The sequence below is a fragment of the Hydrogenophaga palleronii genome (assembly GCF_031457455.1).
Classification (GTDB): Bacteria; Pseudomonadota; Gammaproteobacteria; order Burkholderiales; family Burkholderiaceae_C; genus Hydrogenophaga; species Hydrogenophaga palleronii_A.
In genome coordinates, this window is the sequence record NZ_JAVDWU010000001.1 from 132,238 (window position 1) to 153,658 (window position 21,421).

Genomic DNA, 21,421 nt, shown 5'->3' on the forward strand with positions numbered 1-21,421 from the left:
CGAAGAGGTGCTACCAAGCATGTAGCGAGTTGTCCGGGAAGCTGCCGTTTTTCACGGCCGCCACGTAGGCGGCCATGGCATCGCGCACGCTGGCCTGTCCCTCCATGAAGTTGCGAACAAACTTTGGATTTTTGCCCAGATTGATGCCCAGCATGTCGTGCATGACCAGCACCTGACCGGCGGTGTCCTTGCCAGCACCGATGCCGATGGTGTGGCAGGTCTGGAGCTGTTCGGTGATTTCTTTGGAAAGCACGGCCGGCACCATTTCCAGCACCAGCATCGCTGCCCCGGCGTCCTGAAGCTCCAGCGCCTGGCGCTTGAGTTGCAAGGCGGACGCGTCGCCCCGACCCTGCACCCGGTAACCGCCCAGGGCGTGCACGGTCTGGGGGGTCAGGCCCAGATGGGCACACACCGGGATGCCGCGTTCCACCAGGAAACGCACGGTCTCGGCGGTCCATCCGCCGCCTTCGAGCTTGACCATGTGAGCGCCGGCGCGCATCAACTCCGCGGCGCTGCGCAGGGCCTGCTCCTTTGACTCATGGTAGCTGCCGAAGGGCAGGTCACCGATCACCCAGGCGGTGGCTTGCACGCGTTGCAGACCGCGCACCACGCTTTCGGTGTGGTAGCGCATGGTTTCAAGCGTGACACCGACGGTGCTGGACAAGCCCTGGCACACCATGCCCAGCGAATCGCCAACCAGAATGCACTCCACGCCGGCCGCATCGGCGACCGCCGCAAACGTCGCGTCGTAGGCCGTCAGCATGGTGATTTTTTCACCTCGCTCACGCATTTCATGCAGGCGCGGCAGGCTCACCGGCTTGCGCTGCGGCAGTGGCGAGGCCGACGGCAGCGTGCCATAGGGCGTGCCGGTGGGAGGGGAGGCGGAGGCGCTTGGGTTCATGTTCGGTTCCCTGTCGGCATAGACCACAGATGGGGGGCACTATATTCGATCCCGTTATGCTTGGCCCCTATGAAACACCTCTCTGAATTCAGCGCAAGCGATTTGGCAGAACTGGCGCTTTCCGATGTCAGCCGTGCCTTGGCCGAGGATGTCGGTGGCGGTGACCTCACCGCTGCGCTCGTCGATGGTTCCCGCCGGGCCTGCGCCCGCATTGTGGCCCGTGAAGACGCCGTGATTTGTGGCGCCGCGTGGGTGGAGGCGGCGGTGCTGGCCTGTGACCCAGAGGCCCGCCTGAACTGGCAGGTGAAAGAGGGCGAGCGGTGTTCGGCGGATCAGACCGTTCTTGAAATTGATGGATTTGCCCGGCCGCTGCTCACGGCCGAACGAACCGCGCTCAATTTCCTGCAGCTGCTGTCGGCAGTGGCCACCCAGACGGCTGCCTACAAGGCAGCGGTCGCTGGCACACGCGCCCAGATCGTGGACACCCGAAAAACCTTGCCTGGCCTGCGTCTGGCACAGAAATACGCCGTGACCACAGGGGGCGGCGTCAACCATCGCGTGGGTTTGTACGATGCGGTGCTGATCAAGGAAAACCACATCGCTGCAGCCGGCGGCATTGCCAACGTGCTGCAGCGGGTCCGCGACACCGTGCCGGAGGCCCGCTTTGTCGAAATCGAGGTGGAGACCCTGGAGCAACTGGATGAGGCGCTGTCGTGCGGCGCCACCATGGTGCTGCTCGACAACATGGACCTGGCCACATTGAATGAGGCGGTTCGTCGCAATGCCGGGCGCGCCATTCTGGAGATTTCCGGAGGCGTGAACCTGCAGACCGTGCACGCACTTGCAGAAACCGGTGTTGACCGCATCTCCATCGGAGCCCTCACCAAGGACATCAAGGCGATCGATTTTTCAATGCGCTTCGAGGCCATTTGAGCCCTTTCTACTCCTCGCACGAACGCAAGGCAGACCACCATGACACCCAGCGACTCCAGCGATGTGATCGACGTTGAATACGAACAACCCGCCTGCCCCACGCAGCACGCCTGGGCGCGCGTGCCGGTGGAGCCGGGGCCGAAGCAGCGTGCGGCGCTCAAGGAGCGCATTCGCCAGTTGCTCAAGGAGCGCAATGCGGTGATGGTGTCGCACTACTACGTGCACCCCGATCTGCAGGACCTGGCGGTGGAAACCGGTGGCATCGTCAGCGATTCGCTGGAAATGGCGCGTTTTGGTCGCGATCATGCGGCGCAGACGCTGGTGGTTTCCGGTGTGCGTTTCATGGGCGAGACGGCCAAGATTCTCTCGCCCGAGAAGACGGTGCTGATGCCCGATCTGGACGCCAACTGCTCGCTCGACCTTGGCTGCCCCATCGATGAATTCAGCGCGTTCTGCGACGCCCACCCTGACCGCACGGTGGTGGTGTACGCCAACACCAGCGCGGCGGTGAAGGCGCGCTCGGACTGGCTGGTCACGTCGAGCTGCGCGCTGGACATCGTGCGTGCGCTCAAGGACAAAGGCCACAAGATCTTGTGGGCGCCCGACAAGCACCTGGGTGCCTACATCCAGCGAGAAACCGGGGCCGACATGGTCATGTGGAGCGGCTCATGCATCGTGCACGACGAGTTCAAGGCCTTCGAACTGGAGGCCTTGAAGAAGGAACATCCCCAGGCCAAGGTGCTGGTGCACCCGGAGAGCCCGGCCGATGTGATCGCACTGGCCGATGCCGTGGGTTCCACATCGGCCATCCTGAAAGCCGCACGGGAAATGGATGCGCCAGCCTTCATCGTGGCCACCGACAACGGCATGATGCACATGCTGCGCCAGCAGAACCCGGGCAAGCAATTCATCGAAGCGCCCACGGCCGGTAACAGCGCCACCTGCAAGAGTTGCGCACATTGCCCCTGGATGGCCATGAACGGCCTGGCGGGCGTGGCGCAGGTGCTTGAAAAAGGCCTGAACCGCATCGAAGTGGATGCCGCGCTGATCGAACGCGCCCGCCTGCCGATCGACCGCATGCTGGCCTTCACGGCTGCGCAGCGCGGGGGGCAGAACCCGGGGGCGCTGGTGCCGAACATTGGCGCGGCCTGAGAGGTTTGTGCAGGTGAGCCAGGCGCCCACGGGCCGGATCAGCGCCTGGATCGATTTTGTTTCACCCTTGCAAACGGAAGGCAGCGAGCCTCTTCGACTGGCATTTGGTGAGCCTTCCCGTTGCCTGGTGGCGCACGCCCTCGAAGAGGTGGTGACTGTTCTGCAACGGGTCCACGAAGCATCTTTGCGGGGTAGCTGGTGTGTGGGGTACGTGCGCTATGAAGCGGCGCCTGCTTTTGATCCCGCCATGGTGGTGCATCCTGCGGACGGACCACTGGCCTGGTTTGCGGTGCACGAGGCGCCCTTGGCGACTGAAGCCTGGTCTCAGTGTGATCTTTCCGGGGGTGTGACGCTCGCGCCCTGCACGACCGAACCGGACCGAACGGCGTTCGACACCTGCCTTGAACGCATCCAATCGGCCATCAGCGCGGGTGAGCTGTACCAGGTCAATCACACAGCCGCCCTTCACGGCACCTTGCAGGGCGATGCGTTTCAATGGTTCCAGCGGCTGCGTCGTGCCCAGCCTGGCGGTTATGCGGCTTATCTTGACGATGGTCAGGAGCAGGTCCTGAGCGTCTCGCCTGAATTGTTTTTCCATTGGAACGGAAAGAGCCTGCTGGCACGCCCCATGAAAGGCACGGCGGCGCGGGGATCACATCCCGCCGACGACCTGGCTCTCAAAGAGGCTTTGCAAAGCTCGGAAAAGGACCGTGCCGAGAACGTGATGATCGTCGACCTGCTGCGCAACGACCTCTCGCGCGTGGCGCTGCCCCACACGGTGAAGGTGCCGGCGCTGTTCGATGTGAAAGGCTGGCCCACGGTGTGGCAGATGACGTCGGATGTCACCGCCCGAACCCGGCCCGGCGTGCAGCTGGATGACATTTTTGCCGCGCTGTTTCCTTGCGGTTCTGTGACGGGTGCCCCCAAACTGCAGGCGATGCGCCAGATCCGCGCGCTGGAGCCTGAGCCGCGTGGTGTGTATTGCGGCGCAGTCGGTGTGGTTCAGCCCGGTGGTGTGGCCACGTTCAATGTGGCCATCCGGACCGCCACCGTTCGCGGCACCAGTTGGCGATGCGGCATTGGCAGCGGCATCACGGCAGGATCCACCACCGAAGGCGAATGGGTCGAATGGCGCCAGAAGCGCGGGTTTCTGGAGCGGGCCCGCGAGCCGATCGAGATATTGGAAACCCTCTTGCTGCAGAGCGGGCAGGCGCGGCATGCCGAGCTGCACATGGCTCGCATGGCACAGGCTGCCAAGCATTTCGGCCATGCTTGGCAGCCGCAGGCCTGGCACGACGCCTTGAACGATCTTGCCCAAAGGCACCCTGCAGGCAACTGGCGCGTGCGCCTGCTGCTGCACGCCAGCGGCCAGCTCCAAGCCGAAGCCTTTGTGTTTCAGTCCACTTCAGGCGAGGTGCGCTTGCAAGTGGCGACGAGGGCCTTCGAGGAAGCGGGCAGCGAGTTCACACGTTTCAAGACCACGCGGCGCGCCCACTATGAAGCCCATGCACCTCAACACCCCGAGGTGTTCGACACCTTGTTGTGGAACACGGCGGGTGAGCTCACCGAATGTACGCGTGGCAACATCGCGGTGCAGATCGATGGCCAATGGTGCACGCCTTCGCTTCATGGCGGGCTGCTCAACGGCGTGCAGCGTCAGATCGGGCTCTCCAGCGGCCGTCTGGTAGAGCGTGTCATCGGTTTGGAGGCGCTGGCACAGGCGCAAGGCCTGGTTTTTTTCAACAGCTTGCGAGGCTGGTTGCCCGCGCGCCTAGGGTCGGTCGATGACACAGCGGCCATTGCCAAGGCCATCGCATGGACCTGAGTGACCGTTTGCAGCGGTTGGTGGTGGCCCAACTGGGCCGTGGGCAAGTGCAGGAGACCGTGCTGTGCCTGGCGCGGGACGGCGAGTTGTTGTGTGCATCTGCCGGTTTTTGGGCAGGCGTGCCAGTCACTGTGGATACCCCGTACTTCGTGGCGTCTACTTCCAAGCTGCTGGCCACCGCGATGATCTTGCGGTTGCGGGCCGAAGGGCAGTTGTCGCTGGATGACCCGGTTGTGGGCTTTTTCCCGGAGGGGTTTCTGGCCGGCCTGCACCGCTGGCGCGGACAAGACCTGACCAGCCGGATCACCCTGCGGCACCTGCTGTCGCACCGTTCGGGTTTGCCAGATTATTTTGAGGGTCGGCGGCGCGATGGCAGCCGCTTTGCCGACGGGCTGCTGGCCGGGCGCGATGTGAGCTATGGCTTGCCCGACGTGTTGAGCTGGGCGAGGGACGAGATGAAGCCCCACTTTCCGCCCGGAGAGGGGCGGCGCGCCCTGTATGCCGACACCAACTTCTACCTGCTGGGTGAAGTGATAGCACGCGTGAGCGGGACTTCCTTGAACGACGCCCTGCAGCGCTTGGTCACTGGACCGCTGGGGTTGCACGCCACGCAGTTCTATGAACCCGGCTTGCCGGTCTTGCCGCTGCGCCATGGCGCAGCCGTGCTGGAGGTGCCACAGGCCATGGCCTGCATGCCGGTGGACGGCGGCGCAGTTTCCACCGCGCGGGACATGCAGGCGTTCGCACAAGCATTTTTTGGTGGGGGCTTGTTCCCGCCTGGTGACGTGGTTGAACTGCAGGACTGGTGCAGGATCTTCTTTCCGCTGCAGTCGGGGGTGGGCTTGTTGCGCTTTCGCTTGCCGCGCCTCTTCTCGCCTTGGCGGGCGCCACCTGAGTTGCTGGGGCATTCGGGCATCTCAGGTGCTTTTGCGTTCCGCTGCCCGGAAATGAACGTCACTCTCACCGGCACCGTGAATCAGATCGCGGGGCGAGGGCGGCCGTACCGGTTGATGCTGCAGGCGCTGGAGCTGGTGCGCCGGTACGGGTGAACGTATCAGCGCGCCGGCGGCACCAGCACGGTGGGGCGGGCTTCAGGCAACAGGTCGGGGTGGTCGCGGCTGAAGTGCAGGCCGCGGCTCTCGCGGCGCATCATGGCCGACATCACGATCAGGTCGGCCACCTGCACCAGGTTGCGCAGCTCCAGCAGGTCGCGGGTGACGTGGAACTGTGAATAGAACTCGTGAATTTCGCTCTGTAGCAGGGTGATGCGGTGCGCCGCGCGCTCCAGCCGCTTGTCGGTGCGCACGATGCCCACGTAGTCCCACATGAAGCGGCGCAGCTCGTCCCAGTTGTGGGAGATCACCACCTGTTCGTCGGCGTCGGTGACGCGGCTCACGTCCCATTGGGGCAGGGCGGGGCTCCGGGAGGCATCACTCTGGCGGATCGATTTCACGGCCGCCTGGGCGAACACCATGCACTCCACCAGGGAATTGCTGGCGAGCCGGTTGGCCCCGTGCAGGCCGGTGCAGGTGGTTTCGCCCACCGCATACAGCCCTTCGACGTCGGTCTGGCCCTTCAGGTCGGTGACCACGCCGCCGCAGGTGTAGTGCGCCGCCGGCACCACGGGAATGGGTTCCCGCGTGATGTCGATGCCCAATTCGGCGCAGCGGGCCAGGATGTTGGGGAAGTGTTCCTGCAGGAACTCGGGGCTTTCGTGAGAGATGTCCAGGTGCACGCAGTCCAGGCCGTGCTTCTTCATTTCGAAGTCGATGGCACGGGCCACCACGTCGCGCGGTGCCAGTTCGGCGCGTGGGTCGTGGTCGGGCATGAAGCGGTGGCTGCCCAGTCGCGGTGGCAGCTTGAGTTGACCGCCCTCACCGCGCACGGCTTCGGTGATCAGGAAGCTTTTGGCGTGCGGGTGGTACAGGCAGGTGGGGTGGAACTGGATGAATTCCATGTTGCCCACCCGGCAGCCTGCGCGCCAGGCGGCGGCGATGCCGTCGCCAGTGGCGGTGTCCGGGTTGGTGGTGTAGAGGTAGACCTTGCCGGCGCCGCCGGTGGCCAAAATGGTGTGTGACGCGCTGAAGGTGATGACTTCGTCGCGCTCTTCGTCCAGCACGTAGGCGCCCAGGCAGCGAGGAGTGCTGTCGGGCGCGTGCGGCAGCTTGCGGTCGGTGATGAGGTCGACCAGCATGTGGTGTTCGAACAGGGTGATGCCGGGCGTGGCGCGCACGCGCTCGATCAGCGTGGCCTGCACGGCCGCGCCGGTGGCATCGGTGGCGTGCACGATGCGGCGGTGGCTGTGACCGCCTTCGCGGGTCAGATGCAGTTCGCCTTTTTCCGTGGAAAAGGGCACGCCCAGCTCGCGCAGCCAGGCAATGGCACCGGGTGCATTCTCCACGGTGAAGCGGGTGGCCTCGAGGTCGCACAGGCCGGCGCCTGCGATCAGCGTGTCTTCGATGTGCGATGCCACGGTGTCGCCTTCGCCGAGTACAGCAGCGATTCCGCCCTGGGCCCAGTTGCTGGAACCGTCCTCGACCTGACGCTTGGTGACCACCGCCACCCGGTGCGTGCTGGCCAAGTGCAGGGCGGCGGTCAGACCGGCCAGGCCGCTGCCGATGATGAGGACGTCGAAGCGGTGCAGGTCGGTCATGTCGGGTGAAATCGGATCAGGAGAAGACTTTCGTGGGGGCAACAGACAGACCGCAGCGCAGGGCCGCCCCAAGCAAGGTCAGCCCCTCTGGGGGGCAGCGACCCGCGCAAGCGGCGGAGCGTGGGGGCATACGGGCTTTGCGCAGGGCCGCCCCAAGCAAGGTCAGCCCCCTCGGGGGGCAGTGACCCGCGCAGCGGTGGAGCGTGGGGGCAATCATGCGGGTGTATAGGCCAGGCGCACGTAGATGGGCGCGAAGGCTTCGGCCTGGGTGAGCTCGATCAGGGTTTCCTTGGCCAGTTCCAGCATGGCTATGAAGGTCACCACCAGCACCGGAGAGCCCTTTTCGGGGTCGAACAGTTCGCCGAATTCAACGAACTTGCGACCCTGCAGGCGGCGCAGCACGATGCTCATGTGTTCACGCACCGACAGCTCCTCGCGGCTGATGCGGTGGTGCTGGACCAGCTTGGCGCGCTTGAGGATGTCGCGCCAGGCGCTTTGCAGGTCGAGCACGTGCACGTCCGGGAAGCGGGGCGCCAGCGATTGTTCGATGTGCACCTGGGCGCGCAGGAAATCACGGCCATATTGCGGCGCGTCGGCCAGGCGCTGTGCGGCCAGCTTCATCTGTTCGTATTCGAGCAGACGGCGCACCAGCTCGGCGCGCGGGTCTTCGGGCTCTTCGCCTTCGGCCGTCTTCTTGGGCGGCAGCAGCATGCGCGACTTGATCTCGATCAGCATGGCCGCCATCAGCAAATACTCGGCCGCCAGCTCCAGGTTGCCGGCGCGGATCTCGTCCACGTAGCTGAGGTACTGGCGGGTGACCGCCGCCATCGGGATGTCGAGGATGTTGAAGTTCTGCTTGCGGATCAGGTAGAGCAGCAGGTCCAGCGGGCCTTCAAAGGCTTCAAGAAAGATCTGCAGCGCGTCCGGCGGGATGTACAGATCCCGCGGCATGGTGAACAGCGGCTCGCCATACAGCCGGGCCAGGGCAACGTGATCGACGACGCTGGGCAACAAGGCCTCCAGGCCTTCAGGCGCGTCGTCGAGCGTTTGGGGCTCCTGGCTCATGGTGGGCGCGGGGCCGAGCGGAGGGTGTTTTTCAGACGTGGTCAGAGCGGGTCTGGTACACGTAGGGCTGCTGGGGCACCTCGGCAGCATCGGCCCGCGCCTGGAATTCGCGGTCGATCTGCTTGTCCCACAAAAGCGAGCGGCCCTCACGCTGTTCTTTTTCCAGGCTGGGCTTGTCGGCTTTCAGCTTCTGGATGAACTGGGTCACGTCAGAGGTGTAGTGCGGGCGGGCAAAGATGGACATGTTGAGGCGAACCAGACAAAGACCGCCATTTTAGCGAGCCGACGCAACCCGCCCCTGGAAAGGCCTTCCGAACCGACCCAGGCCGCTTTCTGGTGTTCAGCCGACTGGCGCCAGCGGCTCCACAGCACGGCTGTTCCAGTTGAGCACGGTCTTCCGCACGGTCATGAGCGGCGCGAGGTCCTCGAATTCCTTGCGCACCACGTCGGCAGCAAAGTCGGCCATGAAGTTGGACTTGAGCACGGCACGTGCCCTGTCAACACCAATGTCTTCATAGGGCACGGACGACAGGACCAAAAAGCCGTCATCGGGAATGCGGCCGGCGCGCATGTTGGCCTGGATGATGCCGGCCGCCTTGCGGATCGGATCGGCCAGATCGGGGCTGTAGGGCCCGATGATGAGCGCCAGGTTGGGCAGGTGCAGCCAGTCGAAACCGCGCCCGACGCAGATCATCCACTCGCGATGTTCGATGTCGAGCGTTCGCACGGTCTGGCGAATCTGCGCAATGTGGCGCAGGTTGCCCAGCAGCAGGGGCAGCAGGTCGTGCCGGATCTGGGTCGGCATGTCGGGCAGCAGATGCATCAGGCGCTGGGGCAGACCGGGCACGTCGGCTTCGCTCAGGTCGGCCATGTTCAGGGTTTCGCCGTTGGCTCCGTGCACCACCAGAGCGTCTTCATCGGTTTCAAATCCGCAGACCAGCGGGTACACCGTGCCATGCGCCGCGCCAAACACGGCAGACACCTCGCGCTGGATCTCGAAGGTGTGGGCGCGGGCGTCGGCGGTGCGGAAATTGAAGCCGGCGCAGCCACGCCGCTCATCGCCCTTGCTGTGGTGGTAGGTGATGACCACCAGCGCCTGGCGGCCGCTGCGCACCACTTTCTCCAGCGCGGCGGTGAGTGTCTCGCCCAGGTGCGGCCAGCCCAGGTTGAAGATGCCCCCCAGGTTGCGAAACGGCTGGATGATGCCCTTGGGCGTCTGGGTGGCAATGGGAATGTTGATGCGCCCGTCCATGCACTTCATCACCAGGATGGCGGTGGGGTGGTTGGCCAGGTGGCGCTGGCGGGCCAGCCAGGCTTCGGGGCTGGCGTATTCCTGTGCGTGTCGCTGCGCCAGACCAAACAGCCAGTCGATGCGTTCGGTGATGGGGCTGCTTTGAGGAACCATGGCGTGTGGGGTGCTCACTGGAAGGTGTGCAGCTTGGCCGCAAAGCCCGAGCGTTCCATCAGCGATTTGGGCTGTGGGTTCAGGCCCACCAATCCCAGGTGACCACCGCGCTTTTCCACCGCCTTGTGCAACTGCTCCAGCGCGTCCAGCCCGGTGGTGTCGAGTGAAATCAGGTGCGTGGCATCCAGCATCACGTTCACGGCAGCCGACGAGCGCTCCACCTCTGCCACGATCGGGTCGATCTTGGCCACCGCGCCAAAGAACAGCGAGCCAAAGAGCCGGAAGGTGATCTGCTGTTCGTTGCGGGAAATGGCCTCGGCACGGAAGATGTCGCTCTGGCGGCGCACGAAAAGCACCACCGCCAGAACCAGACCCAGTTCCACCGCCACCGTGAGGTCGAAGACGATGGTGACCAGGAAGGTGGACACCATCATCAGCCGATAGTGGTTGCTGAACTGTTTGAGCCGGCCGAATTCGCGCCATTCGCCCATGTTCCAGGCCACGAACAGCAACACCCCGGCCAGCACGGCCAGCGGAATGTGTGCCGCCAGCGGCGCGGCCAGCAGCACCACCGCCGCCAGCGTGCCGGCGTGCACCATGCCGGCCACGGGCGATGCGGCACCGGAGCGGATGTTGGTGACCGTGCGGGCGATGGTGCCCGTGGCCGGCATGCCGCCGAAGAAGGGCACCACTGTATTGGCAATGCCTTGCGCCATCAGCTCCTGGTTGGGGTCGTGTTTGGGAGCATCGCCGAGTTGGTCGGCCACCCGTGCACAAAGAAGGGATTCGATGGCCCCCAGCAGCGCAATGGTGAGCGTGGGCGTCACCAGCAGGCGCACGGTGTCCCAGGAGAAGGCGGGCAGCTCGAAGGCGGGTGCGCCTTGAGGAATGCCACCGAAGCGCGTGCCAATGGTCTCCACCGGCAAACTGAGCGCCCAGGCCAGCAGCGACAGTGAAACCAGCGCCACCACTGGCGCGGGCACTCGGGAGGTGGCCCGCAGGGCGCTCACCGTTTCGATCTTGTCGAGCTGCCGGCGGAACTGCGAATCGACCGCCCACAGGCGGGGCCAGATGAAAAGGCCGATCACACAGATGACGCCAAGCCCCAGGGCATAAAGATTGAGGCCGCCCATGTGACCGGCAATGGCGTCGATCTGGCTGAAGAAATCGGCCGGCATCTTGGTGATCTGCAGACCGAACAGGTCGCGCACCTGCGAGAGCGCGATCAACACCGCGATGCCGTTGGTGAACCCGATCACCACGCTCACCGGCACATAGCGCACCAGCGTGCCCAGCCGAAAAAGCCCCAGCAGGAACAGCAGCACGCCCGCACTCGCGGTGGCGATCAGCAGATTGGCCACGCCGTAGCGCTCGACGATGCCATAGACGATTACGATGAACGCACCCGCCGGTCCTCCAATCTGCATCGAGGTGCCACCCAGCGCCGAGATGATGAAGCCGGCGATGATGGCGGTCCACAAACCCGCCTCGGGCTTGAGCCCGCTGGCGATGGCAAAGGCCATGGCCAGGGGCAGCGCCACGATGCCCACTGTGATGCCAGCGCCCACATCGCGCATCAACTTGTCTCGGGTATAGCCCTTGAGATCCTGAATCAGGCGCGGGCGGAACGGGGCAAGCGGCGGCAGTCCTTTGAGCATCGGCAAATGTTACCTTTCACCACAGTTCGCGAAGCTGACAGGTGGGCAGCGCAGAACTGAGGGTTTACACTGATTTTTCTCATGATCTTCCGTCAACTCCACCAAACACGGCGCATTTCCGCCCTGTGCCGCTTGCGGACGGGGCTCCTGGCTGCGGGTGTGGCCCTCGCGCTGCTGGCCTGCGACGTGCAGAACATCAGCGAACTCGAAGAAGGCATCTCGACCGAGGAAGACGTGCGCGAGAAGATGGGCGAACCCGAAGCGGTGTGGGACGGGCCCGACGGCGCCCAGATCTACGAATACAACCGCCAGCCCGCCGGCCACCGCAACTACATGATCACCATCGGACCCGACGGCCGCATGGCCTCCTTGCGCCAGGTGCTCACGCCCGAAAACTTTGCACGGGTGCAGCCCGGCATGGACATGACCGATGTGCGCAAGATGCTCGGCAAGCCAATGAAGATCACACCTTACGAGGCCAGGCGCGAAACGCATTACGACTGGCGCTATCTGGACGGCCCGAACACCGGTGATTCGAAAATTTTCACCGTGGTGTTCGATGCCGATCTCAAGGTGGTGTCCACCATGTCGGTGAGCGATCCCGATCTGGAGCGCGGGCGCTGAGCAGAGGGACGGCACATCTGGGCAAGGTGAGTGCCCGTTCATGGCCTCGAAATGATCGACCTAGGGCAGGGGGCTCAAACCCAGCTCCTTCAAAAAGGCGTTGTGCTTTTCTTTGGCCGCTGCGATGTCTTTTTCAATCTCGACCAGCTTTGCATGCGTCGCCTCCAGATCAATCTCCGCCTCTCCCACCGCCGTGCTGATGTATCGCGAGATGTTCAGGTTGAAATCGTTCTTCTCGATTTCGGCCATCTCCACCCGGCGTGAGTAGCGCGCCTTTTCCTTGCGGAATTGGTAGGTCTCGATGATCTGGGCAATGTGCTCGTCGGTCAGCTGGTTCTGGCGTTTGCCTTTGACGAACTGCTCCGCTGCGTTGATGAACAGCACGTCGTCTGGCTTCTTGCACTTCTTCAGCACCAGAATGCAAACCGGAATGCCGGTGGAATAGAACAGGTTCGACGGCAGGCCTATCACGGTATCGATGTGGCCGTCCTTCAGCAGCTTGGTGCGGATGCGCTCCTCCGCACCGCCGCGGAACAGCACTCCATGCGGCAGGATGATGGCCATCACCCCCTCGTCTTTCAGAAAGTGGAAGCCATGCAGCAAAAAAGCAAAGTCCGCTGCCGACTTGGGCGCCAGGCCATGGTTCTTGAAGCGCACGTCGTCTGCCAGCGCATCGCTGTTCTCCCACCGGTAGCTGAAGGGCGGGTTGGCCACAACGGCGTCGAACTTTGGCTGCTTGGCCGGGTTCAGCTCGCGCAGCATCTCCCAGTCGTTGGTCAGCGTGTCGCCATGGAAGATTTCAAACTCCGTGTCCTTCACCCCATGCAGCAGCATGTTCATGCGCGCCAGGTTGTAGGTGGTGATGTTTTTCTCTTGCCCGTAAATCTTGCCAATGCCGTGCGGCCCCATGCGCTTGCGCACGTTCAGCAGCAGCGACCCCGAACCGCAGGCAAAGTCCATCACGCTTTCCAACCGCTCCTTCTTCCCCGTGGCGGGTTCCTGACTGTCGAGCGTGACGATGGTGGAGAGGATGTCGGAAATCGGCTGCGGCGTGTAGAACTCGCCAGCCTTCTTGCCGGAACCGGCCGCGAACTGACCGATCAGGTATTCGTAGGCATCGCCCAGCGCGTCGATGTCGGTGGAAAAGTCGGCAAGTCCCTCGGCGATCTTTTTGATGATGGCGCAGAGCTTGGCGTTGCGCTCCGGGTAGCCCTTGCCCAGCTTGGACGAAGCGAGGTCAATTTCCGAGAACAGCCCCTGGAAGGTGCTCTGGAAGGATTCGTTTTCGATGTATCTGAAGCCTGATTGCAGCACGTTCAGCAGCTCACCGTTCTGGGTGCGTGCCATGTGGGCGATGCTGCTCCACAGGTGCATGGGCAAGATCACGTAGTGCACCTTGCGGCGCATCTGCTTCTCGAACGTCGGCACGTCGGCTGCGTTGTTGGCGTACCAGATCGTGAGTGGCACGCTGCGGTCGTCGGCTTCCACCTGCGGGTAGTCTTTGCCCAGTTCCTTCTTGGCCGCCGCTTCGTAGTTGTCCGACAGGTAGCGCAGGAACAGGAACGACAGCATGTAGTCACGGAAATCGTCTGCGTCCATCGCGCCGCGCAGTTGGTCGGCGATCGCCCACAGGGTCTTGCCCAGTTGTTTCTGTTTTTCTTCGGTCATGGTGTGTTTTCGTCCGGTCCGCCGGATGGGGCGCACTCGTTGTTGCGTCCCCCGATCAAGCGTTTCTCGCGCTCAATCTCGGCAATCAGTTCTTCTTCGGTGGGCAAGATGCGCCGGTACTTGGATGCAAAGAGCTGCTGACTCTCCTGGATCACTGAGTACTTGACAACGGTCTCATCCTTGCTGTCGCAAAGAATGATGCCGATGGTCGGGTTGTCGTCCTCGCCTCGTTTGAGGTCATCGAACATCCGCACATACATGTCCATCTGGCCAATGTCCTGGTGTGTAAGCTTGCCCGTCTTCAGGTCGATGATGACGAAGCACTTGAGCAGGTAGTTGTAGAAGACCAGGTCGATAAAAAAGTGGCTGGTCTCCGTGCTGATGCGCATCTGACGTGCCACGAACGAAAAGCCCTTGCCCAACTCCAGCAGGAACTTCTGCAGCTCGTCGATGATGGCCTGTTCCAGTTCACTTTCTCTGAGCTGGCCCGTTTCAGGCAATTGCAGGAACTCCAGCACGTAGGGGTCCTTGATGAAGTCCAGATGTGCCGCCTTGGCTGTCGTCTTCGACGCCTCCACTTGGTTGGACAGCAGCCGCTGATAGTCCTTGGTGCGGATGTGTCGCTCCAGCTGTCGGACGGTCCAGTTTTGCTCCCTTGCCTCATTGCAGTAGTACTCGATGGCCTGGGGCGAATCGGCCCGAATGATCAGGCGCAGGTGACTCCAGCTCAATTCTCTACACAGCGTGTAGAGAATCTGCTGGTCTGGAAAGACCCGGTAGAACTGGCGGAAGTTGTACAGGTTGGCATAGGAAAACCCCTTGCCAAAGTCGGCCGTCAGGGCAATGGAAAGCTCCTCCATCAGGCGCGTTCCGTACTGGGCCTTGTGTTGTCCCTGTTGTTCTTCCTGCACGATGCGCCGGCCGATCAGCCAATAGGCTTCCACCATGGCCGCATTCACCGCCGACCGCGCTTTGCCGCGGGCCTGCTCAAGGATGGCTTTGATGTCTGCGTGGAAGGTCGTCAGCTCGTTCATGTGGAAGCGGCCTCTCTCGTTCTTGCGGCGGGCTGTTCTAAGATGTCTGGCAACGCGAACTGGTAACGCCCCAGGAACGCATCCAGGATCTGCCGGAACAACCGTTTGTTGTCGTCCACCATTTCAGCTGGTTGGTAAATGTCGTACTTGCCGTGGCTCAGCAGGTTGAGCGCGCGTGAAAACAGTTCCGCATCTTCAATGCCGTGTACGCAGGTGGAGAAGTCGTCATTGCCAAAGAAGGTGGCGGTCTTCTCCAAGATGCTGCGCAGCATGTTGAAGTGGTAGGTGTACAGCTTGCCATCCTCAGTCGCCTTCTTGATCTCGGCCAACATGGCCACGTGGTGGAAGAACGGGGTGTCGTCCGTGGTGCGTAGCGTGTAGGTAATGCCGCGCTCCGGGCGGTGCAAGAAGTAACGCTTGAGGGCATCCTTCTTCAGTTCGTTGCAGACCACGTTGAAAAACAGGGCGTGGTGAGACGAGACCACCGCCTTGATGGGGGCGGGCACCATGCGAGATACGTTGTCGGCCTCGCCCGGCGTGTCAGCAGCCACCAATTCCGTCCGGGTTCTGCTCTTGGCCTTGCGCAGCAGCTTGGCCAGATCACTGGCCACGGCAATCGCATTGTTGTCGTCGAGCGAGGTGATGGGGTCGTCGATGTAGAGGTACTTCACCCACTGGTACGACTCCGCCCCGTCGATCACGCGCTCACAGATGGCCATGAACACACACCAGATGAAGATGTTCTCTTCCCCGCGCGATATCTTGATGTGCCGCGCCTCACCCTTGCGAAAGCTCACTGTCCACTGGTCGTAGTCGATATCGAACAGAAAGTCCGCGTAGCGCGCCAGGTAGTGGCCAATGCGCTCGTCCAGGGCCAGTTCCTTCAGACTTTTGAGGAATTTCGAATCGGTGTTGATGTGCAACCGCCGCTCGCTGTCTTTCTCAAAATCGTTGTGCCAAGTGAAAAGATCTTCGGTATAGGCGTTGAAATAGAGAGTGTCGCTTTCAACTTTCTCAAAGGAAAGCTCATCGCCGTCTATAAGCAAGGCTTCCCCGTCTATGAGGAGTGGATGGGACACCCTCCTTTTCCCTCGATCTTTGAATGCCATCGAAAGGCGTGTTTTCCCTGTGCTGTTGTAGGCATAGAGCACTACGAAATCCTGACCGCCACCGTTCAGGTCGTCACGCAGCCGATCGACCAGCCTGCGCATGTCGGTGAAGCTGTGAATTTTCGGCTTCCCGCTCATGCTTCAAGCGCCTCGGCGGAGGGGAACAGTTGCTGCATCAGACCCTTCTTGTGGATCTTGAGCGATTCAAGCGCCTGCGATTGGGTGGCGATGCAGTCGTCAAGAGAACGCAGAAAGTCCGCGATGCGTTGTTGTTCCTTTGCGGTCGGGCATCGAAACGTCATGCGGGCGAAGTCATCGAAGTACAGCCGCAAACGGTCTTTGGTCAGGCCTCTTGAATGCGCGGTCAGCAGGAGCAGCATCTCCGGCCGTTTGAACATGTACTGGAAAAACTGCGGAACCGCGTCTTTCTTGGGTGCAAGTACGACATACGCGGGACTCACCAAGCAATCCTCCGGCGCTACGCCCATCGCGCCCTGCCACATCCGCATCATGTTGTAGGCAATGTCGTTCTTGAGGACCTTCTTGTTCCCTGATGCATCCACGATGTCGTCGACCTTGCGGTCCAGCGAGTTGCGTTTGACCATTCCGTCGTTCATCGTGACGGAGTAGATCGGGAGGCCATCTTCGCCTTTCGTCGTACGATTGACGAATAAAGATCCTGCGTTGCGCTCTTCCCATTCTCCGGCGCTCCGAAACCCAGGAAACCGCAAGCGCGGTTGGGTTTCGCCTTCGAGTGGAAAAAGCTGCTGCAGCAGACCTTTTTTATGGTTCTTGAGCGCATTCACTTTGCAGGCTTGCGCGGCGATCAGTTCGTCCAGCGAACTCAGGCACTCGACGACTTTCTTTTGCTCTTCTGCTGAGCAGGGAAAAATCAGTTTGATCTTTGCGAGGCGACTTGATGCGAGTCCAAGCACCTTGGCTCCCTGCGATTCCCTTTTTATCTGTGAACGAACCCGCTCGGATTTGAAGAGGTACCCTCCGAATCCAGCAACGAGCTTAGACTTGGTTTGGCGGGCTAGGATGGTGTGCAAGCCTGAGACGACTTGTTCGCCGTTGAGTTGGATGATCTCGATAGCCTTTCCAATGTCCTCCAAGTCCTCGGAGGCATCGGCGAAGATCAAATCACCTTCAATGCAAAAGTTGCCCGCCTTAGGAGACTCTGGCGAGTCGGATTCATTAATGTAGGGAGCTTCCTCTCGTGTGATGTCAAAGTGCGTCGAGAACTTCGTATGGATATCACCGTAGTGGATGTTCTTGATCGTGCCGCCCACGTAGTTCAACCTGTCACGGGAGAGCGAGTTATTGCCTTTGAAGCAATAGACCTCATTCATCAGCTCCTCAGTCCAGGGGTTGCCATTCCGAAACTCTCGAAACCGCAGCTTGGGCACCAGCGGTGTCTTTCCCTTATTGCTCATACGCACTCAACCCTGAAATCTCGCGCCCCTGCGCTCGTTTGGTCAGAAGAGGGTGCAGGTCATCCATCAGCGCCGTCTCAGCCTGCGCCCGAGCCTTCCAGCCCAGGTCCAGTGGTGCCATCAGGTCACTCAGCGCGTCGCCGTCCAGGATCAAGCGTTGCAGGACGCCGTCCACAAAGGTCTGCAGGGAGAGGGCGGCCAGGCCGTGCTTTGCGGCAATGGCGGCCAGCTCCGCGCAGTCCTTCTCCTTCTTGAAGCGGGTGTAGCCCTCGCGGATGGCGGTCTCGCTCAGGCCCTCGCCGGCCTTCAGCGTGTTGATGTAGGCGGCGATGTCATCGCGTTCGTTCATGAACTTGGCGTCGGCCTGGATGAGCCCGATGAGTTCTTCGCGGCTCATCTTCTGCTTGGTGCCCGCGCCCTGCTGGGAGTAGCGCGCCATCAGGCCCATGATGTAGTCGTAGTCGATGACGGCGGATGCGAACAGCACGAACTCGAAGTCGAGCTGGTCGACTTCTTCGCTTCCCGGATTGTCATCACCGGCTTGCGTGTTTTTGCCTTGTTGTGCCTTGAGGCGCTGGGCGGTGTCCAGGTACACGCCGCGGAAGGCTTGCAGGTCTTCGCGGGGGAGGATCGCTTCGATGGCTGCGGCGTTGTCGTCGGTCAGGTCGGTGTACTGATCGAGCTGGGTCTTCAGGCGCTGCACTTCTTTGAAAGCCTTGATGAAGGCGGCGCGGGCGTCGTCGCCCTTGAGTTGGGGCACGGCTTCGGGCGCGCAGGCCAGGCCTTGGGACTGCATGAAATCGGCCAGCTCCTGCACGGCGGCGTCCAGTTTTTCAATGACCACGGGCGCCTGGTCCACCAACCAGATCTTGCGCGCCTGCTCGCCGCTCTTTTCCCCCGAGAACAGGGCGATGGCGGCGTCCACGTTGTCTTGCTGTTGGCGAAAGTCGAGGATGTTGCCGTAGGGCTTGCTGCCGTTGAGCACGCGGTTGGTGCGCGAGAAGGCCTGAATGAGACCGTGGTACCTGAGGTTCTTGTCCACGTACAGCGTGTTCAGGTACTTGCTGTCAAAGCCGGTCAGCAGCATGTCCACCACGATGGTGATGTCGATCTTCTTGGCGGCGGGGTAGTCGGCGTTGGGCCACTGCTGGTCTTTGATGCGCTTTTGCACGTCCTGGTAATACAGGTCGAATTCGCCGATGCTGTGGTTGGTGCCGTAGCGGGCGTTGTAGTCGACCAGGATGGCTTTCAGGGCCTCCTTTTTCTTGTCGGGCTCAACCTCGTTGTCGGCCTTCTCCTGCGGCAGGTCTTGCTGCAACTGGTTCACGTCGGCGTTGCCTTCGGCCGGAGGCGAGAACACGCAGGCGATGTTGAGCGGTTGGAAGTCGGGATCGGTCAGCCTCTTAGCCATTTGCAGTTCGTCGAACAGGCGGTGGTACTCGATGGCGTCGTTGATGCTGGCGGTGGCCAGCACGGCATTGAAGCGGCGCCCGGCAGTGGCGGTGTCATGCTTGGCCAGAATGGCTTCGACCACGGCTTTCTTGGCCAAGGGTTCACCAGGTTTGGGCGGGAGTGCCTTGGTTCTGGGCCCCTCTGGCTTGTAGTAGTCCACATGGAAGCGCAACACGTTGGCGTCTTCAATGGCGTGGGTGATGGTGTAGGCGTGCAGTTGCTTCTGGAACAGGTCTTCGGTGGTTTTGAACTGCCCCTCTTCGCCTTCGAACTGTTTGGCGGTGGCGTTCTTCTCGAAGATGGGCGTACCGGTGAAGCCAAAGAGCTGCGCCTTGGGGAAGAAGGTCTTGATGGCCTCGTGGTTGTCGCCAAACTGCGAGCGGTGGCATTCGTCGAAGATGAAAACGATGCGCTTGTCGCTCAGCGGCTCCAACTGTTCCTTGTAGGTCTTCAGGTCGTTCCGCTTGCGCTGTTTGTTGCGCTTGCTGTTTTCGTCTAGTGCCAGGCCCAGCTTCTGGATGGTGGTGACGATGACCTTGTCGGCGTAGTCGTCTGACAGCAGGCGGCGTACCAGCGCGCCCGTGTTGGTGTTCTCTTCAACACAGCCTTCCTGGAAGCGGTTGAATTCCTCGCGGGTTTGGCGGTCCAGGTCTTTGCGGTCCACCACAAACAGGCATTTTTCAATATCGGGATTGTCCTTGAGCAGGGTGGAGGCTTTGAAGGACGTGAGCGTCTTGCCGCTGCCGGTCGTGTGCCAGATGTAGCCGTTGCCGCAGTTCTGGTGGATGCAGTCCACGATGGCCTTGACGGCATACACCTGATACGGCCGCATCATCAGCAGCTTCTGCTCGCTGGCCACCAACACCATGTAGCGGCTGATGGCTTCGCCCAGCGTGCACTTGGCGAGGAAAGTCTCGGCAAAGCTGTCGAGCTGGGTGATTTTCTTGTTTTCGTCGTCAGCAAACTGGTAGATGGGCAGGAAACGCTCGTCCTGATTAAACGAGAAGTGCCGTGCGTTGTTGTTGGCGAAATACCAGGTGTCGGTTCGGTTGCTGACGATGAAGAGCTGCAGGAAGCACAACAGGGTTTTGGCGTATCCGTTGCCGGGATCGTTCTTGTATTCAACGATCTGTTCCATGGCCCGGCGCGGGCTGAGCTGCAAGGTCTTCAACTCAATCTGGACGCACGGAACACCGTTGATGAGGATGAGAACGTCGTAGCGATGGTGGCTGTAGTCGGTGTTGATGCGCAGCTGGTTGACGACCTCGAACGTGTTTTTGCACCAGTCCTTGATATTGACCAGGGTGTAGTTCAGCGGTGTGCCGTCGTCGCGGGTGAAGGCGTTGCGCTCACGCAGGGTGCGGGCGGCGGCGTAGACGTCGGGGGTGACGATTTCGTCCAGCAAGCGGGCGAACTCGCCGTCGGAAAGGTGAACGCGGTTGAGGGCCTCGAATTTCTCGCGGAAGTTGTGCTCCAGTGAAGCTCGGTCGCGAATGTCAGCCCGGTATTCGTACTTGAGGTTCTGGAGTTTTCCAATGAAGCCGTATTCGATCTGTTCCTCTCTGACGACAGGACTCGGGGCGCCGGGCGGCAGTTCGTAGCGGATTCTTGATGGAGGCATGGGGGTCGGTGCAGCGAACAGGCTTTGAGTAGAGCCGCAAAGTATGTGGCCTGGGCTCCGTTAAATCATTCTAGGGCTGGCCCTCGGGCTGATCATCGCTCAATTACGTGCAACGCCACCCTATGTCAAACGCTGCTGCCGCAAATCGTCCAGCGCCGGTCGCATCACCAGCAGCAGCAACAAGCCCGCCAGTGGCACCGTGCTGATGTAGCCCGCATATTTGAAGCCCAGCGCCCCGGCCAGGCCACCCACGAAGAAGCTGGCAATGAGCTGGCCATGCACGCGCAGCCGGTCGCGGTTGGCCCTTACCGGTTGTTGATCAGGGTGGCGGTTGACGTACAGCAGCTTGCCCAGTTCGATGCCCAGATCGGTGAGCAGGCCGGTGATGTGGGTGGTGCGGATCACGGCGCGCGAGATCTTGGTGATCACGGCGTTCTGCAGCCCCATGATGAAGCACAGCAGCACCACGGTCAGGGGCAGGAACACGGCGGTCATCAGGCCGATGGCGGCGCCGAACAGGCCGAACACCAGCAGCAAGGCGGCCTCCAGCAGCAGGGGCAGGCCATAGGCGCTGCGCAACTGGCGGCGCAGGCCCCAATTCACCATCCACGCGGTGGTCATGGCGCCGAGCAGAAAGGCCAGCAACGCGCCCAGGCCACCGAGCGCCAGCGCGAACTGGCCGAGCACCGCGTTGTCGGCAACCGATGAGAGGATGCCCGTCATGTGAGAGGTGTACTGCCCCACGGCCAGGAAGCCGCCTGCATTGGTTGCGCCGGCCACGAAGGCCAGTACGGTACCGAGCTTCAGGTCGGCCTGCGGTGATCGCTGAAGGCTGGTGAAGCCCCGGATGCTGGCGAACATAGCCTCTAGTGCCTGTTAACAGGC

The 21,421-nt window shown here is 61.9% G+C and carries 17 protein-coding genes; 5 read left to right on the forward strand and 12 right to left on the reverse strand.

Annotated elements, in window-relative coordinates; all coding sequences use genetic code 11:
- Positions 1–10 precede the first annotated feature (10 nt).
- Positions 11–901 (reverse strand): 3-methyl-2-oxobutanoate hydroxymethyltransferase, encoded by an 891-nt coding sequence (gene panB / locus J2W49_RS00705; RefSeq protein WP_310310492.1) that lies wholly within the window; start codon positions 899–901, stop codon positions 11–13.
- A 69-nt stretch (positions 902–970) separates the two neighbouring features.
- On the opposite strand from panB, the gene nadC reads away from it, so the two are divergent.
- The 4 genes from nadC to J2W49_RS00725 are packed head-to-tail and all read left to right on the forward strand — an operon-like array spanning position 971 to position 5,860.
- On the forward strand, positions 971–1,834 hold the full coding sequence (gene nadC, locus J2W49_RS00710) for a carboxylating nicotinate-nucleotide diphosphorylase (protein WP_310310495.1): 864 nt from the start codon (positions 971–973) through the stop codon (positions 1,832–1,834).
- A gap of 39 nt (positions 1,835–1,873) precedes the next feature.
- Positions 1,874–2,986, forward strand: coding sequence for a quinolinate synthase NadA (gene nadA / locus J2W49_RS00715; RefSeq protein WP_310310497.1), 1,113 nt, complete (start codon positions 1,874–1,876; stop codon positions 2,984–2,986).
- Positions 2,987–2,999: 13 nt separating this feature from the next.
- Positions 3,000–4,811: an aminodeoxychorismate synthase component I gene (gene pabB, locus J2W49_RS00720; protein WP_310310499.1), complete on the forward strand. Its 1,812-nt coding sequence runs from the start codon at positions 3,000–3,002 to the stop codon at positions 4,809–4,811.
- Entirely contained in the window at positions 4,802–5,860 is a 1,059-nt protein-coding gene (locus J2W49_RS00725) for a serine hydrolase domain-containing protein (protein ID WP_310310502.1), read from the forward strand. The genes pabB and J2W49_RS00725 overlap by 10 nt, the downstream gene beginning before the upstream one ends.
- Positions 5,861–5,865: 5 nt before the next feature.
- Here J2W49_RS00725 and nadB read toward each other — a convergent pair whose 3' ends face one another.
- The 5 genes from nadB to J2W49_RS00750 all read right to left on the reverse strand — a co-directional run bounded on the left by nadB (position 5,866) and on the right by J2W49_RS00750 (position 11,592).
- A complete protein-coding gene (gene nadB, locus J2W49_RS00730) occupies positions 5,866–7,464 on the reverse strand; it encodes an L-aspartate oxidase (RefSeq protein ID WP_310310504.1) in 1,599 nt (532 codons plus the stop codon).
- A 213-nt stretch (positions 7,465–7,677) separates the two neighbouring features.
- Positions 7,678–8,529 carry a segregation and condensation protein A gene (locus tag J2W49_RS00735; RefSeq protein WP_310310506.1) on the reverse strand — a complete coding sequence of 284 codons (852 nt, stop codon included), beginning with the start codon at positions 8,527–8,529 and terminating at the stop codon, positions 7,678–7,680.
- Between the two features lie 31 nt (positions 8,530–8,560).
- A complete protein-coding gene (locus J2W49_RS00740) occupies positions 8,561–8,773 on the reverse strand; it encodes a DUF3460 family protein (RefSeq protein ID WP_310310508.1) in 213 nt (70 codons plus the stop codon).
- Positions 8,774–8,869: 96 nt separating this feature from the next.
- Positions 8,870–9,952: a hypothetical protein gene (locus J2W49_RS00745; RefSeq protein ID WP_310310510.1), complete on the reverse strand. Its 1,083-nt coding sequence runs from the start codon at positions 9,950–9,952 to the stop codon at positions 8,870–8,872.
- Entirely contained in the window at positions 9,949–11,592 is a 1,644-nt protein-coding gene (locus tag J2W49_RS00750) for a SulP family inorganic anion transporter (RefSeq protein ID WP_310310511.1), read from the reverse strand. The genes J2W49_RS00745 and J2W49_RS00750 overlap by 4 nt, the downstream gene beginning before the upstream one ends.
- Positions 11,593–11,673: 81 nt before the next feature.
- Here J2W49_RS00750 and bamE point away from each other — a divergent pair, with 81 nt between their 5' ends.
- Positions 11,674–12,216 carry an outer membrane protein assembly factor BamE domain-containing protein gene (gene bamE / locus J2W49_RS00755; protein ID WP_310310513.1) on the forward strand — a complete coding sequence of 181 codons (543 nt, stop codon included), beginning with the start codon at positions 11,674–11,676 and terminating at the stop codon, positions 12,214–12,216.
- 60 nt (positions 12,217–12,276) lie between these two features.
- Here the strand turns inward: bamE and J2W49_RS00760 are convergent, their stop codons facing one another.
- The 6 genes from J2W49_RS00760 to J2W49_RS00785 form a co-directional block, all read right to left on the reverse strand.
- Complete coding sequence (locus tag J2W49_RS00760; protein ID WP_310310515.1) at positions 12,277–13,884, reverse strand: type I restriction-modification system subunit M; 1,608 nt, start codon at positions 13,882–13,884, stop codon at positions 12,277–12,279.
- A complete protein-coding gene (locus J2W49_RS00765; RefSeq protein ID WP_310310517.1) occupies positions 13,881–14,918 on the reverse strand; it encodes a PDDEXK nuclease domain-containing protein in 1,038 nt (345 codons plus the stop codon). Before J2W49_RS00765 ends, J2W49_RS00760 begins: the two co-directional genes overlap by 4 nt.
- Positions 14,915–16,129, reverse strand: a complete 1,215-nt coding sequence (locus J2W49_RS00770) for an AAA family ATPase (RefSeq protein WP_310310519.1) — start codon at positions 16,127–16,129, stop codon at positions 14,915–14,917. Before J2W49_RS00770 ends, J2W49_RS00765 begins: the two co-directional genes overlap by 4 nt.
- A 32-nt stretch (positions 16,130–16,161) precedes the next feature.
- Positions 16,162–17,463 carry a restriction endonuclease subunit S gene (locus J2W49_RS00775; protein WP_310310521.1) on the reverse strand — a complete coding sequence of 434 codons (1,302 nt, stop codon included), beginning with the start codon at positions 17,461–17,463 and terminating at the stop codon, positions 16,162–16,164.
- Positions 17,453–20,536 carry a type I restriction endonuclease subunit R gene (locus J2W49_RS00780; protein WP_310310523.1) on the reverse strand — a complete coding sequence of 1,028 codons (3,084 nt, stop codon included), beginning with the start codon at positions 20,534–20,536 and terminating at the stop codon, positions 17,453–17,455. Before J2W49_RS00780 ends, J2W49_RS00775 begins: the two co-directional genes overlap by 11 nt.
- Positions 20,537–20,656: 120 nt before the next feature.
- Positions 20,657–21,397, reverse strand: a complete 741-nt coding sequence (locus J2W49_RS00785; protein ID WP_310310525.1) for a YoaK family protein — start codon at positions 21,395–21,397, stop codon at positions 20,657–20,659.
- Positions 21,398–21,421 lie beyond the last annotated feature (24 nt).

Coding starts and splice junctions, on each gene's coding strand:
- panB (WP_310310492.1), bottom strand. CDS start 901: ATGAACCCAAGCGCCTCCGCCTCCCCTCCCACCGGCACGCCCTATGGC.
- nadC (WP_310310495.1), top strand. CDS start 971: ATGAAACACCTCTCTGAATTCAGCGCAAGCGATTTGGCAGAACTGGCG.
- nadA (WP_310310497.1), top strand. CDS start 1,874: ATGACACCCAGCGACTCCAGCGATGTGATCGACGTTGAATACGAACAA.
- J2W49_RS00725 (WP_310310502.1), top strand. CDS start 4,802: ATGGACCTGAGTGACCGTTTGCAGCGGTTGGTGGTGGCCCAACTGGGC.
- nadB (WP_310310504.1), bottom strand. CDS start 7,464: ATGACCGACCTGCACCGCTTCGACGTCCTCATCATCGGCAGCGGCCTG.
- J2W49_RS00735 (WP_310310506.1), bottom strand. CDS start 8,529: ATGAGCCAGGAGCCCCAAACGCTCGACGACGCGCCTGAAGGCCTGGAG.
- J2W49_RS00740 (WP_310310508.1), bottom strand. CDS start 8,773: ATGTCCATCTTTGCCCGCCCGCACTACACCTCTGACGTGACCCAGTTC.
- J2W49_RS00750 (WP_310310511.1), bottom strand. CDS start 11,592: ATGCTCAAAGGACTGCCGCCGCTTGCCCCGTTCCGCCCGCGCCTGATT.
- bamE (WP_310310513.1), top strand. CDS start 11,674: ATGATCTTCCGTCAACTCCACCAAACACGGCGCATTTCCGCCCTGTGC.
- J2W49_RS00760 (WP_310310515.1), bottom strand. CDS start 13,884: ATGACCGAAGAAAAACAGAAACAACTGGGCAAGACCCTGTGGGCGATC.
- J2W49_RS00765 (WP_310310517.1), bottom strand. CDS start 14,918: ATGAACGAGCTGACGACCTTCCACGCAGACATCAAAGCCATCCTTGAG.
- J2W49_RS00770 (WP_310310519.1), bottom strand. CDS start 16,129: ATGCGCAGGCTGGTCGATCGGCTGCGTGACGACCTGAACGGTGGCGGT.
- J2W49_RS00775 (WP_310310521.1), bottom strand. CDS start 17,463: ATGAGCAATAAGGGAAAGACACCGCTGGTGCCCAAGCTGCGGTTTCGA.
- J2W49_RS00780 (WP_310310523.1), bottom strand. CDS start 20,536: ATGCCTCCATCAAGAATCCGCTACGAACTGCCGCCCGGCGCCCCGAGT.
- J2W49_RS00785 (WP_310310525.1), bottom strand. CDS start 21,397: ATGTTCGCCAGCATCCGGGGCTTCACCAGCCTTCAGCGATCACCGCAG.